Source organism: Pseudogulbenkiania sp. AW2-16, from assembly GCF_056824575.1.
Window position 1 is genome coordinate 1,934,712 of sequence record NZ_CP157668.1, and the last position, 14,198, is coordinate 1,948,909.

Consider the following 14,198-nt stretch of genomic DNA (forward strand, 5'->3'; position numbering starts at 1 on the left):
ATGCTGTTTGAGCAACCCTGCGCCATCGTCGACCTCGAGACGACCGGCGGCCACATCACCCGCGACCGCATCACCGAGATCGGCATCCTGCTGATCGATGGCGAGCGCATCGAGCGTTACGAGACGCTGGTCAATCCGGGCCAGCCGATCCCGCCCTTCATCGAGAACATGACCGGCATTTCCGACGCCATGGTGGCCGAGGCGCCGCCGTTCGCCGCGCTGGTGGAGACGCTGCTGGAAAAGCTGCAGGGCCGCCTGCTGCTGGCGCACAACGCGCGCTTCGACTACGGCTTCCTGAAGAATGAGTTCAAGCGCGCCGGGCACGTCTTCCAGAGCGAGGTGCTGTGCACCGTCAAGCTGTCGCGCCGGCTCTACCCGCAGCATTTCAAGCACAGTCTCGACAGCCTGATCGCGCGCCATGGCATCGTGCTGGCGGATCGCCACCGGGCCATGGCCGACGCCTTGGCGGTGTACCACTTCATCGAGGCGGCGACGGCCGAGCTGGGGCCGGAGGCGGTGCAGGGGGCGGCAACGGCGCTGCTGGCACCGACCGCCTTGCCGCCGGGGCTGGACCCGGAGCTGCTCGACAGCCTGCCGGACGTGCCCGGTGTGTACTTGTTGCTGGGCGACGACGAGCTGCCCTTGTACGTCGGGCGCGGTGCCAACCTGCGCCGCCAGGTGCTGGCGCATTTCTACGCCGACAAGGCGCACGGCAAGACACTGCACATCGCCGAGCCGATCCGCCGTGTGGAGTGGCGCGAGACGCTGGGCGAGTTCGGTGCCATGCTGCTGGAACTGCAATGGATCCGTGCCCATCGCCCGCGCCACAACCGGCGCGGCGGGCCCGGCGACGAATTGTGCTCGATCCAGCTGGGCGAGGGCGCGGACGGCTTCGTGCGACCGCGCATCGTGCTGGCGCACGAACTCGACTTCAGCCGCACCGCCGATCTGTACGGCCTGTTCCGCCACCCGCGCGAGGCGCGCAAGATGTTGCAGGACATGGCGCGCGCCCAGGGCCTGTGCCAGGCCGTGCTGGGGGTGGAGCAGATGACCAGCCGCAAGGGGGCGCCGTGCGGCGGCTTCCAGGCCGGGCTGTGCCGCGGCGCCTGCATCGGTCGCGAGCCGGCGATGCAGCACAACACGCGGCTGATGTCGGCGCTGTCGCGGGTGCGGGTGAAGAACTGGCCGTTTCCCGGCGCGGTGGCCGTGGTGGAGTGGGACGAGGTGACCGGCGAGCGCGTCGAGCACGTGTTCGACCGCTGGTGCTATCTGGGGACGCGCCATGCCGCCAGCGAGACGCTGGAGGGGCAGCCGAGCTTCGATCTCGACAGCTACAAGTTGTTCAGCGCTTATCTCAAGAAGCCGACGCCGTCGAGCGAGCTGCGCTTGCTCGACGAGGGCGAGATGGTGTTTTCCGGGGTGATCGGCTGATCCCGGCCTGCCGTGATTGGGGACGTGCCTCGCGGCGGAGGGGCTGCTGGCCGAGCCTCTTCGGCCAACCTTGACGGCTCAGTCGTGCATGGCGAGGAAGCCGCGCAGGCGGTTCTCGATGATGCGCGGGTTCTCGCCGTGGCCGATGGCGACCAAGCCTTCGACGATCAGTTCGCGCATCGCTATCTCGGCCGCCACCAGGTTCTTCAGCTTGTTGGCGATCGGCAGGAACAGCAGGTTGGCCGAACCGACGCCGTAGATGGTGGCAACGAAAGCCACGGCGATGCCGGAGCCCAGCTTGGAGGGGTCGGAGAGGTTCTCCATGACGTGGATCAGCCCCAGCACCGCGCCCAGGATGCCCATGGTCGGGGCGTAGCCGCCGGCCGATTCCCAGATGCGCGTGGACTGACGGCGCGCATGCTCGAACATCGAAATCTCCACCTCCATCACCGAGCGCAGCGTCTCCGGCTCGGTGCCGTCCACCAGCATCTGCAGCGCCTTGCGGTGGAACGGGTCCTGCTGCTGGGCGACGTAGCCCTCCAGTGACAGCAGGCCGCCCTTGCGCGCGCTCTGGCTCCAGTGGATGACGTCACGGATGGTCTTCTCGTGGTCGAACTGGGGCGGCTGGAATACCCAGCGTGCCATGCGCAGCCCGGTCACGAACTGCTTCGGGGTACTTTGCAGCATGACGGCGCTGGCGGTGCCACCGATGACGATCATGAACGCGGTCAACTGGAACAGCGAGCCGATATGTCCGCCTTCCAGCGCCTGGCCGGCGATGATGGCGGCCAGCCCCCCGATGATGGCGATGATACTGATCTTGTCCAAAACGGTGTTCCGTTGTTGTGGTTGTTATGCTGGTGCCGGGTGGGGCTTACAGCCATTCCCTGAGTTTGCTCCGCACGCGGGCGATGGCCTGGCTGTGCAACTGGCTGACGCGTGACTCGGAGACCCCGAGCACCGCGCCGATTTCCTTCAGGTTGAGCTCCTGCTCGTAATACAGCGCCATCACCAGCTGGTCGCGTTCGGGCAGTGCCTTGATGGCGTCCACCAGGGCGCCGCGGAAATCGCCGTCGGCGAGGCTGGCGAACGGGTCGACGGCGTTGTCGTCCGCCACGTTGGCCACGGCCGCTTCGGCGCCGACGCCGTCATCATCGTCAAAGTCGCTGAAATGCTGCAGCGAAACGCCCTTGCACTCGCCCAGCATGGTCTGGTATTCGGCCAGCGGCAGACCGAGGAAGTCGGCGATTTCCGACTCCTGCGGCGGGCGTCCTTCGCGCTGTTCCAGCTGGTGGATGGCGTCCTCGATCTGTTTGGAGTGGCGTCGTGCCCGGCGCGGCAGCCAGTCCTCGCGCCGCAGCTCGTCCAGCATCGCGCCACGGATGCGCTGGCTGGCGAAGGTCTCGAATTGCACTCCCTGAGTTGGGTCGAACTGGCGTGCCGCCTCGATCAGGCCGATGATGCCGACCTGGACCAGGTCGTCCAGTTCGACCGAGGCCGGCAGCACGGCAATCAGCAGTTTGGCGATCTTCTTGACCAGCGGGGCGTGAAGCTCGACGTCGATGTCGCCGTGGAGCGCGCGGCTGCTATACGCCCTGCATTTCAACGACGGCAGGGTCATCGTGTCCTTCCTCCCTCGGCCCAGTCACGCGAGGCCGCGATCAGTACGTCCATGAAGCCGGCCTCCGGGCGCGTGGCTTCGGGTGAATGCCATTGCGGCAGCATGGCGGCCAGCTGGGAAAAGGCGATGGCCGATTCGCTGTCCGGGAAGGCCTCCATCAGCGGCCGATGCAGGCTGCGACTGCGCTTCACCGCGCTGTCCTGCGGCACGAAGCCGACCCAGCGTAGCGCCACGTTGAGAAACTCCCCGGTCACGCTCGACAGCCGCTGGAACAGCTCGCGTGCCTCTTCCAGGTGACGCACGCGGTTGACCAGCACGTTGAAGCGCTGGCGGCCGTACTGCGTCGCCAGACGCTTGATGATGGCGTAGGCCATGGTCAGCGCTTCCGGCGCCGGCGTCAGTACCAGCACCAGGTTGTCGGCCACGCTGGCCGGCACCGGGTCGTGCGCCGGGTTGGGCACATCCACCAGCAGCATGTGGCTGTCGCGCTCCAGCGAGCCGAACTCGCTGCCCAGCCGCAGCCACAGCTGGGCGGAAAAGCGTGCGCGGTCTTCCGGACGCGCGTACAGATTGAGCAGGTTCACGCCATGGCGCGACTGCGTCATCATGGTGTCGAGCCCGCCGGGGCCCACGATCTGTGTCTCCAGCGTGGCCGTGGTCGGCACGCCGAGCTGGCGCGCCAGCTGCTGCCCCGCCCGGCAGTCGATCAACAGCGGCCGGCAGCCGGCCCAGGCGAGCCCGGTGCCGAGTCCGGCCACCAGCGTGCTGACCCCGCTGCCTTCGGCGCCGACGAAGGCGAAGCTGGGCGCACGCACCGGCTGGGCGGCAAGACGGCGCAAACTGGCGGCCTGATCCTGCATGTCACAACCAGCCGGCCTGGGCCGCGTTCATGATCGGCAGCTCGTCGCCTTGCAGCGCGAACGGCGAGTTCAGGTGCGGGGAACGCATGGCACGGTCGATCAGGAAGGCGGCGTTGGCCAGGTGCAGGTCTTCCGGCACGCGCTGGCCGTTGGTGATGTAGAACATCTTCAGGCGGTTGCGGATGATCACGTCCAAGCTCGGTCCCATCGCCACGCTCTCGTCGATCTTGGAGAGGATGCAGCCGGCCAGGCCGTGGCCGCGGTAATGCCGTACCACGTCTTCCAGGGTATGGCCGTCGGCGTTGGCCGCCATCAGCAGGATGCGCTGGATCTCGCGGCCGGTGCCGTCGAACATCTGGGTCTGGGCGGCGACGCGGGCGTCGCGCTGGCCCATGCCGACGGTGTCGATGAACACGATATGGCGCGAGGCCGAGGTCGGCCAGCGTCAGCTGCAGCTCGGATTCGTTCTGGATCGAGTACACCGGCACGCCGAGGATCTTGCCGTAGATGCGCAGCTGGTCCTGGGCGCCGATCCGGTAGCTGTCGGTGGTGATCAACGCCACGTGCTGCGCGCCGAATTTCATCGTGGCACGCGCCGCCAGCTTGGCCACCGTGGTGGTCTTGCCGACGCCGGTGGGGCCCACCAGGGCGTAGATGCCGCCGCGTTCCATCACGTCGCGGTCGGCGTCGGCGCACTTGAGATTGTGCATCAGCGCCGAGCGCGCCCATTTCAGCGTCACTTCGCCTTGATACTGCGCCGGCATCTTGTCGATCAGCTGGCGGATCAGGGTGGCGCTCAGGCCCACCGAGAGCAGGTGCTTGAACAGCTCGATACGGTTGGGCGCGCGCTCTTCCATGTCCGACCAGGCGAAGCTTGCCAGCTGGCTTTGCAGCAGGCTGCGCAGCAGCTTGATCTCCTCGCCGATGTGCTTGAGCTCCTGCGAGACCTCTTCGGGTTCCTCGGCAGGCGCGGGAGCCGGCTTCGTCTGGGGAGGTGTCGCCGCGGCGGCCGCCGGCAGCGGCGGCACCGGGGCGGGGGCGGGCGTCGGGGCGGCCGAGGCGGGCGGCGGTGAGGGGGGCAGCGTCTCGCGCCGTGGCGGGAAGGCGGCGCTGGCCGCGAGCTGGCTGGGTGTCGGCGCGGCGGCCGGGGCCGGGGCGTCCAGCGGCTCTACCGGCAGGGCGTAGGTGCGCGCCAGTGCACGGTTCACCGCGCCGCCGGCCGGGGCGACCGGCGCGGGTACGTGGCGCGGCGGATGCTTGCTGGTCGAGGTGGACAGGGTGGTGGCCAGGTTGGCAACGTCGGCATCGGCCACGGCCATGATTTCCACCCCCCGCCCATGGTGGGGCGGTTGGACAGAATGAGCGCGTCGGCGCCCAGCTCCTCACGGACCTGTCTGAGCGCATCGCGCGTGGTTTTGCCGAAGAACTTTTTGACCACCATCTATAGTTAGCCTTTGCTGCCCCCGATGACCGCGATTATACGAATGGATTTATTGTCCGGTATTTCATTATGCGAGATCACACGCAACTGTGGGAGGGCTCGGCGTAAAAAACGCGCCAGCAGGGGGCGTAGCCCCGGCGGCGTAAGCAGGACCGGATTGTAGCCCTGATTCTCCATCTGCTCCGACTGCTGCGCGGCGCTGGCCAGCAGGTTCTCCGCCAGACCCGGCTCCAGCCCGCCGCCGGCCTTGGACTGGACCGCCTGCAGCAGCACGCTTTCCAGCGCCGGATCGAGCGTCATCAGCGGCAGTTCCGCCTCGCCGGGGAAGAGCTGCTGGATGATTACGCGCGATAGCGCCGTGCGTACCGCGGCGGTCAGCTCGTCGATATCCTGCGTCACGCCGACGTGGTCGGCCAGGGTCTCGAGAATGGTGCGGAAGTCGCGGATGTGGATGCCGTCGGTCAGCAGATGCTGCAGTACCTTCTGCAGCGTGGCCACCGACACCACCTTCGGCACCAGGTCCTCGATCAGCTTCGGCGACTCCTTGGCACTGGTGGCTGATCAGCGCCTGCACTTCCTCGCGCCCCAGCAGTTCGGCGGCGTGGGTGTTGAGCAGGTTGGAAAGGTGGGTCGCCACCACGGTGCTGGCGTCGACCACGGTATAGCCCAGCGTCTGCGCCTCGTCGCGCTTGCCGCCGTCGATCCATACCGCCGGCAGGCCGAAGGCCGGGTCGGTGGTGGCCAGACCCTTCAGCTCGCCGCTGACGCGCCCCGGGTTGATGGCGAGAAACTGGCCGATATAGGCCTCGCCGCTGCCGATCTCCACCCCCTTCATCAGGATGCGGTAGGCGTTCGGCTTGATCTCCAGGTTGTCGCGGATGTGCACGGCCGGCACCAGGAAGCCCAGCTCCTGGGCGATCTTCTTGCGGATGCCGCGGATGCGGCGCAACAGCTCGCCATCCTGGCTGCGGTCGACCAGCGGGATCAGGCGGTAGCCGACTTCCAGCCCGAGCTGGTCGACGTGCTGCACGTCGTTCCAGCTGACTTCGGCCATCTGCTGTTCGCCCGGCGGCGGTGGCGCGGCCTTGGCCAGCGCTGCCAGCTGTTCGCTTTCGCGCTGGCGCTTTTCCATCAGCCAACCCAGTCCGCCCAACACACTGGCGATCAGCAGGAAGGCGAAGTGCGGCATGTTGGGAATCATGCCGATGAGGCCGATTACCGCGGCGGTGATATACAGTACCGAGGGTTTGGTGAACAGCTGGCCGAGGAACTGCTCGGACATGTCCTTTTCGGTGCCGACGCGCGACACCACGATACCGGCGGCGGTGGAGATGATCAGGCCGGGAATCTGTGCCACCAGGCCGTCGCCGATGGTCAGCAGGGTGTAGCTCTCGGCCGCCTGTCCCACCGCCAGGTCGTGTTGCACCACGCCGACGATCAGGCCGCCGACGATGTTGATCAGGATGATCATGATGCCGGCCATGGCGTCGCCGCGCACGAACTTCGAGGCACCGTCCATGGCGCCGAAGAAGTTGGCCTCCTCGGCGATGGTGGAGCGGCGCTTGCGCGCGTCTTCCTCGCCGATCAGGCCGGCGTTGAGGTCGGCGTCGATCGCCATCTGCTTGCCGGGCATGGCGTCGAGCGTGAAGCGCGCGCTCACTTCGGCGATACGGCCGGCACCCTTGGTGATGACCACGAAGTTGATGATGGTGAGGATCACGAACACCACCACGCCGATGGCGACGTTGCCGCCGACCAGGAAATGCGAGAACGATTCGATCACCTTGCCGGCGGCGTCGGGCCCGGTATGGCCCTGCAGCAGGATCACCCGGCTGGAGGCGACGTTGAGCGACAGCCGCAGCAGCGTGGTGACCAGCAGCACCGACGGGAAGGCGGAAAAATCCAGCGGCTGGCGCACGTTGATGCCGACCAGCAACACGATCACCGACACCGCGATATTGAAGGTGAAGAAGATGTCGAGAATGATCGGCGGCAACGGCAACACCATCATCGTCAGAATGAGGATGATCAGGACCGGGCCCGCCAGGCGGGTCAGGTTGAAGCGTTTCAGTTGCTCGAGAATAGTATCCATGCCCGCTTAAGGGTTAGCCGTCGGCGCCGCATCTTGCTGGCGTTTGCTTTCCGGGTCAAGATCGGCAGGGACCTCGACGTGCTCGGGGTAGACCGGGGCCAGTCCGCCGTTGTATTCGTACAGCTTGAGCTGGTAGACGTAGGCGAGAATCTGCGCCGCTGCGCCGTACAGACGGGAGGGCACCTCTTCGCCCAGCTCGGAGTGGAAATACAGCGCGCGGGCGAAGCTCGGCACGCGCATCACGGTGACACGGTGCTCGCGGCCGGTGTCGATGATCTTTTCGGCCAACTTGAGCCGGCCCTTGGCGATCACCTGCGGCGCGCGCATGCCCTCGGTGTACTTGAGGGCGACCGCGTAGTGGGTCGGGTTGGTCACGATCACGTTGGCCGAAGGAATCTCCTGCATCATGCGCCGCTGCGCGGCCTGGCGCTGCAACTGGCGGATGCGACCCTTCACCTCCGGCGAGCCTTCCTGTTCCTTGTATTCCTGCTTGACCTCTTCCTTGGTCATGCGCAGCTGCTTGTGGTAGTTCCAGATCTGGAAGGGGACATCCACCACGACCAGCAGCAACATGGCGCCGACCACCAGCAGGAAGGTATGGAAGGTCAGCTGCATCATCTTGCCCAGCGCCGTCTCCAGCGGCATGGCGATCAGCCCGATCAGCTCGGCGCGCTCGTTCCAGATCACCCAGGTGGCGACGCCGCCGATCACCACGCTCTTCAGGATGGCCTTGAGCGCCTCGGTCAGCGCGCTGAGCGAGAACATGCGCTGGATGCCGTGGGCCGGATTGAGCTTGGAGAGCTTCGGTTCGATGCCCTTGAAGGTCAGGTTCCAGCCGCCGACTAGGAGCGGGGTGGCCACCGCCACCAGCGCCAGCCCGCCGAAAATGGGCATGAGCTGCAGCAGGGTGTCGGTGAGAGACTCCTTGAAACGCAGCAGCACCGGATCGGTGTGCTGCACCATGTCGTGGTCGAAGGTGAACAGGCGGCGCATCAGTTGCAGCATGAAGTTGCCCAGACGCTCGCCCATCGCCATCAGCAGCGCCACGCCGGCCATGGTCACGGCAAACGTCGACAGCTCGCGCGAGCGCGGGATGTTGCCTTCCTCGCGCGCCTGCTGCAGGCGCCGTCCGGTCGCGGCTTCTGTTCGTTCGAGGTCGGAATCTTCTGCCATGCTGAAGCTGTCGATGCAGATGTGCTGAGGAGTGAGACAGCCGCTAGCCTACCATGAATCCCGACTTGCCCGGTCCCCGGCGACACGCTTATCCGGTCTGCCGAGAGCAGGCAGATCGGTTACAATCGGCGCATTCCATTTTGCGCTGTCGACATGAAACAGTACCTCGACCTGATGCGTCACGTGCGCGAGCACGGCCACTACAAATCCGACCGTACCGGTACCGGCACCCTGTCCGTGTTCGGCTACCAGATGCGCTTCGATCTGGCCGACGGGTTTCCGCTCCTGACCACCAAGAAGTTGCACCTGAAGTCCATCGTGCACGAGCTGCTGTGGTTCCTCTCCGGGGACACCAACATCCGTTATCTCAAGGAGAACGGCGTGTCGATCTGGGACGAATGGGCGGACGAGAACGGCAACCTCGGTCCGGTGTACGGTTACCAGTGGCGCAGCTGGCCGGCGCCGGATGGCCGTCACGTCGACCAGATCGCCAACGTGGTCGAGATGATCAGGAACAACCCGGATTCACGCCGGCTGATCGTTTCGGCCTGGAACCCTGCTCTGGTCGACGAGATGGCGCTGCCGCCGTGCCATGCGCTGTTCCAGTTCTACGTGGCCGACGGACGTCTGTCGTGTCAGTTGTACCAGCGTTCGGCCGACATCTTCCTCGGTGTGCCATTCAACATCGCCTCGTACGCGCTGTTGACGATGATGATGGCGCAGGTGTGCGGCCTGAAGCCGGGCGAATTCGTGCACACGCTGGGCGACGCCCACCTCTACAGCAACCACCTGGAGCAGGCCGACGAGCAACTGGCGCGCGAACCGCGCCCGCTGCCGGTGATGAAGATCAACCCGGCCGTGACCGATCTGTTCGCCTTCCGCTTCGAAGACTTCGAACTGGAAGGCTACGATCCGATGCCCCACATCAAGGCCAAGGTGGCGGTATGACGACACCCTGCATCACCCTGGTGGCGGCGATGGCGGCCAACCGCGTCATCGGCATCGACAACCGGCTGCCGTGGCATCTGCCCGAGGACCTGAAGCATTTCAAGGCGGTGACGCTGGGCAAGCCGGTGATCATGGGCCGCAAGACCTATGATTCGATCAGCCGCCCCTTGCCGGGCCGGCGCAATATCGTGGTGACGCGCCAGCACGACTGGAGTGCTGCCGGCGTGGAGGTCGCGCACAGCCTGGAGGCGGCCTTGGCGCTGGTTGCGGAGGCGGAATCCGCCTGCATCATCGGCGGTGCCGACCTGTACCGTCAGGCCTTGCCCCTGGCACACCGCCTGGAGCTCACCGAAATCGCGGGGAACTATCAGGGCGACGCGCATTTCCCCGACTTCGGCAGCGGTGGCTGGCAGGAAGTGCAGCGCGAGTCGCATCGCAGCGAGCAGGGCCTCGACTATGCCTTCGTGAGCTACCTGCGCTGCTGAGCGCCCTGGCGAACCGATAGCGCTGCCCGGCACCTCCGCCCGGCAGCGCTTTTTACTGCACTCCCTCCAGCGCCTCGGCCGAGGCGGCGGCGAGCCGGCCGTAATCGGCACCGAACTGCCGGATCATCGTCTGGAGCCGGAGCGTGTCACGCGCGATGATGGCCTTCAGTAGTTCTTCCAAAAAGGCGTAGGTGCGCTCCACCTGCGGCGAGCCAGCACGCAGGATGGCGTACAGGCAGCGCTGCGTCAGCGGCAAGAGGTCACGCAGCGTGCTTTCGATGTAGTGGTTGTCGGCAAAGCCGTACAAAGCCTGCAGGAAGGCCACCCCTTGCTGGTAGAAGCCCTGGATGTCGTTGTGCTGGCGGCTGGCTTCGAGTTGCCCCAGCAGTTCGAAGAAGCGGGCGAGGTCGTCGTTCTGCCACTGCCGTGCCATGTTGCCCACCACCGTCTCCAGCAGCAAAAACCACAGGCCGAAAAAGTCGTGCACATCCCGGGCGCTGATACTCGCCACCACCGCGCCGCGCCGCGGGTAGATGTTGACCAGGTGGCGGCGTTGCAGGATCAGCAACGCTTCGCGAACCGAGCCGCGGCTGACGTCGAGTTCGCTGGCGATGCGAAGCTCCTGGATGCGCTCCCCCGGCTGCATTACGCCGAGGATGATCTGGTTGCCCAGGTGCTGGGCAATCTGCTCGGTAAGAGAGTCGTTAGCCTTGAACCTCATGCATGTTCTCCTGAAAAGAGCGGAGTTTTCTGTCTTATTGTCGCCGGGGCGTCTGGCAGGGTTGTGCCCCCGCCTTGGCCGTCCGCCGGATTTTCGAGGACGTCAGTGTAGCGTGAGCGGGAGTGGAAGTGAGGGGCGCGTGGCGCGAGCGCGGCACCTGCCGTGTGCGGGCAGAGGGGGCGTGCCCCGTTCACTGCCCGGTGAGTTGGCGGAAGGTGCGCCGCGCGAACACCAGATCCTGCCAGCTCTTGGCCTTGTCGGGCAGATTGCGCAGCAGGTAGGCCGGATGGAAGCTGACGATCATCGGCACATCCTGGTAGCGATGTACGCGGCCACGCAGGCGAGCGATGCTGTCGTTGCAGTCGAGCAGGGTCTGCGCGGCGAAGCGTCCCAGCGCCAGGATCAGGGTCGGGCGGATGTGCGCAATCTGCTGACGCAGGTAATCCTGGCAGGCTACGATCTCATCGGCCGAAGGGTTGCGGTTGCCGGGAGGGCGGCACTTGAGCACGTTGGCGATGTAGACATCGTGGTTGCTGTCGAGACCGATGGCGGCCAGCATGTTGTCGAGCAGTTGGCCGGCGCGGCCGACGAATGGCTTGCCCTGTTTGTCCTCTTGTTCACCCGGCGCTTCCCCAATGATCAGCCAGCGCGCCTGTGGATTGCCGCGGCCGAACACCGTCTGGGTGCGCGTCTCGCACAAGCGGCAGTGACTGCAGCGGGCGACGGTCTGCTCCAGTTCGTCCCAGCTCAGCACGGGCTTGGCCGGCGCGGGGAGGATGGGGGCCGCCTGTTCGGCGAGTACCGCCGGAACCGGGGCGGCAGGGGCGGGTGCCGAGGTGCCCGCCTGGACGGCAGTGGGCACCGGGGTGGCGGCGGCAGGAGCGGGGGCGGTTTCTGCCGTTGCCGTTTCGACCGGGGCGTCGGCCAAGGGCGCGGCCGGCGGCGATACGCGACGAGCCGGGTGGTCGTCAAAGCGCGCGTCGCGCGCGCGCCACAGCGGGCCGAGGCCGATGACCTCACCGATCAGCTGGCGGCGGCTCATGGCCCAAGCTCCATCAACACGGCATGCTCGCGCCCGGATGCGGTGGGGTAGTAGTGCTTGCGAAGGCCTGTCTCGACGAAGCCGCTCTTGGCATAGAGTGCACGGGCGGGTTGGTTGCTTTCCCTGACTTCCAGAAAGAGCCTCGAGCACCCTTGCCGACGCAGTCGCTGCAGCAGCTCGCCCAGCAAGGCCTGTCCCAGCCCCAGCCCCTGCCGTTCGGGGGCGATCACGATGGTCAGCAGCTCCGCCTCGTCCAGTACCGTCATGCTGACCGCGTGTCCGCACACTTCGCCATCGATCTCCAGCAGTAGGAAGGCGTGGCCGGCCGCCAGGGAGTCGTGGAACTGCCGCTCGCTCCAGCCATGGGGAGTGGCCGCCGCTTCCAGGGAGGCTAGTTTTGCCAGGTCGGGCGCAGTGGCCGGGCGGAAGGCGATCATCGCTGGCGTGCCTGTTGCTCGCGCGAGGTCAGCGCCACCTTGTTGCGCACGTAGAGCAGATCGGCTTCGCGCGCGGGGAGGCGGGGGTAGCGCCCGCTTTGCGCCAGCCGCAGGTAACTGGCGGCGTGGGGGCGGATGTCGTTGTGAATGGCGCCAAGCTGTGAGCCCCAAGTGCCACTTGCCAGCATGGGGTAGGCGGCAAAGCCGTCGCCGGCACCCACCCAGCCTTCGCCATCCAGCTGCAGTTCGCTGCCGGCCTGCTCCGGGTCGAGCAGCAGGATAGGGGAAAGGCGGCACGGCGTGTCCAGGTCGTAACTCGCCAGATAGACTTGCTGCATGCGGGCATCGCTACAGGCGACAACGCGCGTCGCGCCGGTCTGTTCCGCCACGCTGTCGAGGGTGGGGATGGGGATGACAGGTAGGCCGGCGGCAAACGCCAGGCCCTGGGCCAGGCCGCAGCCGATGCGCAGCCCGGTGAACGAGCCCGGACCCTGCCCGTACACGACGCCGTCGAGTTGCTGAAGCGTCAGCCCGGCATCGCACAGCAGGCTCTGTACATGTGGTAGCGCCTGTTCGGCGTGTTTCTGGCCGACGTGCTCATGAAACACGACGGTGTTGTCATCGTTTAAGACGGCAAGCGACAGGAAGTCCGTCGAGGTATCGATGGCAAGCAGTTTCATGGCGTTTCCGGAGGGCTGACGGGGAAAAGCCATGAATTATAAGCCCAGTTCCTCCACCCAGGCGAGCGCCTCGACGTGAGCCTGATTGAACGGTTCGGGCGACAGACCCAGTTCCCGGCACAGTTGCGGGACGTCGCGCATCTCCTTGTCTTCGCAGGCCTTGGCCAATTGGAGGAAGGGAGTGAGCCGGTCCGGTTGCTCCAGCAGCACCTGCTTGAACTGGTCGGAGAGGTGGAGGTGTTCCAGCACGGAGGTCATCGGCATGTCGAACAGCACGTCGAGCAAGCTGAACATGCCGATCACGAACAGCGATTCGCAAGCATCGTTAGGCAGGTTGAGCGCACCGCCCAGGAGTTCCATGAAGCGTGCCCGGGTAATGGCGGTCTTTTGCAGGGCGGGTGGGGTCTTGCCATCTTCGTTGGCGGTGACCAAGAGCAGGGTCAGCCAGCGATAGAGCCGTTTGTAGCCCAGCACGGTGACCGCGTGGCTGAACGAGCTGATGGTGGTGTTGAGTCCAGCCGCGGCCGAGTTCACGAAGCGCAGCAGCTTGTAGGACAGCGCGATGTCTCGCTTGAATACCGCCTCGACTTCCTTGATCTCGGCATCCATGCGCAGCAGGTTGAGCAGCTCCAGCGTGTGAGTGAAAGAGGGATGGATGACCTTGGCGGACAGGGTCTCCGGCTTGGCGAAGTAATAGCCCTGAAAACCATCCATACCCAGTTCGCGGCAGAGGTGGAAGTGCTCGTGCGTTTCCACTTTCTCGGCGATACGGATTACCGGGTAGCTGCGCACTTGGGCGGCCAGCATCTGGAAGTCGCTGGTGCCGTGCTTCTGAACGTCCAGCTTGACGTATTTGGCATATTCCAGCAGTTGGGCTGAAGGCGCGTTGAACGAGAAACCATCCATGGCGATGCCGAAACCCTGGGCATGCAGATACTTGATGCGGGCAATCAGCTCGTTGGAGGGGGTGATCTCGGGCATCAGGTCGAGAATGACCCGACGTGCCGGCAGCAACTCGAGAAACTCGCTGGCCAGCATGGCTTCGCCGACGTTGATGAAGGCCAGCTTGTTGCCGATCAGCCAGCTGGTTCCCATATTGTGCAGGGTGTTGACCAGAACCTGAGTGTCGGCTTGAAGCGCGGCCAGCGGGCCGGCGCCTTCCGCCTCGAGGGAGGGGCGAAACAGCAGCTCATAGCCGATGAGCTGCTGATTTCGGTTCAATACAGGCTGGCGTCCGATGAAGGCACTGCTTGTTGTCATTCTGTAC

The 14,198-nt window shown here is 65.7% G+C and carries 13 protein-coding genes and 2 pseudogenes; 3 read left to right on the forward strand and 12 right to left on the reverse strand.

The window, feature by feature from the left end:
* Complete coding sequence (locus ABKF58_RS09455) at positions 1 to 1,431, forward strand: exonuclease domain-containing protein (protein WP_482584229.1); 1,431 nt, start codon at positions 1 to 3, stop codon at positions 1,429 to 1,431.
* 78 nt (positions 1,432 to 1,509) lie between these two features.
* On the opposite strand, the gene ABKF58_RS09460 is transcribed toward ABKF58_RS09455, so the two are convergent.
* The 7 genes and pseudogenes from ABKF58_RS09460 to flhB all read right to left on the reverse strand — a co-directional run bounded on the left by ABKF58_RS09460 (position 1,510) and on the right by flhB (position 8,618).
* Complete coding sequence (locus ABKF58_RS09460; RefSeq protein ID WP_014088185.1) at positions 1,510 to 2,259, reverse strand: flagellar motor protein; 750 nt, start codon at positions 2,257 to 2,259, stop codon at positions 1,510 to 1,512.
* 46 nt (positions 2,260 to 2,305) lie between these two features.
* Positions 2,306 to 3,052 carry an RNA polymerase sigma factor FliA gene (locus ABKF58_RS09465; protein WP_482584230.1) on the reverse strand — a complete coding sequence of 249 codons (747 nt, stop codon included), beginning with the start codon at positions 3,050 to 3,052 and terminating at the stop codon, positions 2,306 to 2,308.
* Complete coding sequence (locus ABKF58_RS09470; protein WP_482584231.1) at positions 3,049 to 3,912, reverse strand: MinD/ParA family ATP-binding protein; 864 nt, start codon at positions 3,910 to 3,912, stop codon at positions 3,049 to 3,051. The genes ABKF58_RS09465 and ABKF58_RS09470 overlap by 4 nt, the downstream gene beginning before the upstream one ends.
* A gap of 1 nt (position 3,913) precedes the next feature.
* On the reverse strand, positions 3,914 to 4,327 hold the full coding sequence (locus ABKF58_RS09475) for a hypothetical protein (protein ID WP_482584232.1): 414 nt from the start codon (positions 4,325 to 4,327) through the stop codon (positions 3,914 to 3,916).
* Between the two features lie 76 nt (positions 4,328 to 4,403).
* Positions 4,404 to 5,231, reverse strand: a pseudogene (flhF, locus tag ABKF58_RS09480) (flagellar biosynthesis GTPase FlhF); the annotation flags it as partial.
* Between the two features lie 128 nt (positions 5,232 to 5,359).
* Positions 5,360 to 7,445 (reverse strand): annotated as a pseudogene (gene flhA / locus ABKF58_RS09485) (flagellar biosynthesis protein FlhA).
* A gap of 6 nt (positions 7,446 to 7,451) precedes the next feature.
* Entirely contained in the window at positions 7,452 to 8,618 is a 1,167-nt protein-coding gene (gene flhB, locus ABKF58_RS09490; RefSeq protein ID WP_482584233.1) for a flagellar biosynthesis protein FlhB, read from the reverse strand.
* A gap of 153 nt (positions 8,619 to 8,771) precedes the next feature.
* Between flhB and ABKF58_RS09495 the strand changes: the two genes are divergently transcribed.
* Complete coding sequence (locus tag ABKF58_RS09495; protein ID WP_482584234.1) at positions 8,772 to 9,566, forward strand: thymidylate synthase; 795 nt, start codon at positions 8,772 to 8,774, stop codon at positions 9,564 to 9,566.
* A complete protein-coding gene (locus ABKF58_RS09500; protein WP_482584235.1) occupies positions 9,563 to 10,051 on the forward strand; it encodes a dihydrofolate reductase in 489 nt (162 codons plus the stop codon). Before ABKF58_RS09495 ends, ABKF58_RS09500 begins: the two co-directional genes overlap by 4 nt.
* Before the next feature lie 52 nt (positions 10,052 to 10,103).
* On the opposite strand, the gene ABKF58_RS09505 is transcribed toward ABKF58_RS09500, so the two are convergent.
* The 5 genes from ABKF58_RS09505 to ABKF58_RS09525 form a co-directional block, all read right to left on the reverse strand.
* Entirely contained in the window at positions 10,104 to 10,772 is a 669-nt protein-coding gene (locus tag ABKF58_RS09505; RefSeq protein WP_482584236.1) for a GntR family transcriptional regulator, read from the reverse strand.
* Between the two features lie 190 nt (positions 10,773 to 10,962).
* Entirely contained in the window at positions 10,963 to 11,814 is an 852-nt protein-coding gene (locus tag ABKF58_RS09510) for a uracil-DNA glycosylase (RefSeq protein ID WP_482584237.1), read from the reverse strand.
* The gene (rimI, locus tag ABKF58_RS09515; RefSeq protein WP_482584238.1) at positions 11,811 to 12,251 is read right to left on the reverse strand and encodes a ribosomal protein S18-alanine N-acetyltransferase; all 441 of its coding nucleotides are present in this window, start codon (positions 12,249 to 12,251) and stop codon (positions 11,811 to 11,813) included. Before rimI ends, ABKF58_RS09510 begins: the two co-directional genes overlap by 4 nt.
* Positions 12,248 to 12,931, reverse strand: coding sequence for a tRNA (adenosine(37)-N6)-threonylcarbamoyltransferase complex dimerization subunit type 1 TsaB (gene tsaB / locus ABKF58_RS09520; protein WP_482584239.1), 684 nt, complete (start codon positions 12,929 to 12,931; stop codon positions 12,248 to 12,250). Before tsaB ends, rimI begins: the two co-directional genes overlap by 4 nt.
* A 36-nt stretch (positions 12,932 to 12,967) precedes the next feature.
* A complete protein-coding gene (locus tag ABKF58_RS09525) occupies positions 12,968 to 14,191 on the reverse strand; it encodes an EAL and HDOD domain-containing protein (protein WP_008954972.1) in 1,224 nt (407 codons plus the stop codon).
* Between the last annotated feature and the right edge of the window lie 7 nt (positions 14,192 to 14,198).

What these genes read in the sequence shown, in the direction of transcription:
- ABKF58_RS09525 (WP_008954972.1), bottom strand. Translation starts at nt 14,191, where the DNA reads ATGACAACAAGCAGTGCCTTCATCGGACGCCAGCCTGTATTGAACCGA.
- rimI (WP_482584238.1), bottom strand. Translation starts at nt 12,251, where the DNA reads ATGATCGCCTTCCGCCCGGCCACTGCGCCCGACCTGGCAAAACTAGCC.
- ABKF58_RS09495 (WP_482584234.1), top strand. Translation starts at nt 8,772, where the DNA reads ATGAAACAGTACCTCGACCTGATGCGTCACGTGCGCGAGCACGGCCAC.
- ABKF58_RS09510 (WP_482584237.1), bottom strand. Translation starts at nt 11,814, where the DNA reads ATGAGCCGCCGCCAGCTGATCGGTGAGGTCATCGGCCTCGGCCCGCTG.
- ABKF58_RS09470 (WP_482584231.1), bottom strand. Translation starts at nt 3,912, where the DNA reads ATGCAGGATCAGGCCGCCAGTTTGCGCCGTCTTGCCGCCCAGCCGGTG.
- ABKF58_RS09505 (WP_482584236.1), bottom strand. Translation starts at nt 10,772, where the DNA reads ATGAGGTTCAAGGCTAACGACTCTCTTACCGAGCAGATTGCCCAGCAC.
- flhB (WP_482584233.1), bottom strand. Translation starts at nt 8,618, where the DNA reads ATGGCAGAAGATTCCGACCTCGAACGAACAGAAGCCGCGACCGGACGG.
- tsaB (WP_482584239.1), bottom strand. Translation starts at nt 12,931, where the DNA reads ATGAAACTGCTTGCCATCGATACCTCGACGGACTTCCTGTCGCTTGCC.
- ABKF58_RS09500 (WP_482584235.1), top strand. Translation starts at nt 9,563, where the DNA reads ATGACGACACCCTGCATCACCCTGGTGGCGGCGATGGCGGCCAACCGC.
- ABKF58_RS09455 (WP_482584229.1), top strand. Translation starts at nt 1, where the DNA reads ATGCTGTTTGAGCAACCCTGCGCCATCGTCGACCTCGAGACGACCGGC.
- ABKF58_RS09465 (WP_482584230.1), bottom strand. Translation starts at nt 3,052, where the DNA reads ATGACCCTGCCGTCGTTGAAATGCAGGGCGTATAGCAGCCGCGCGCTC.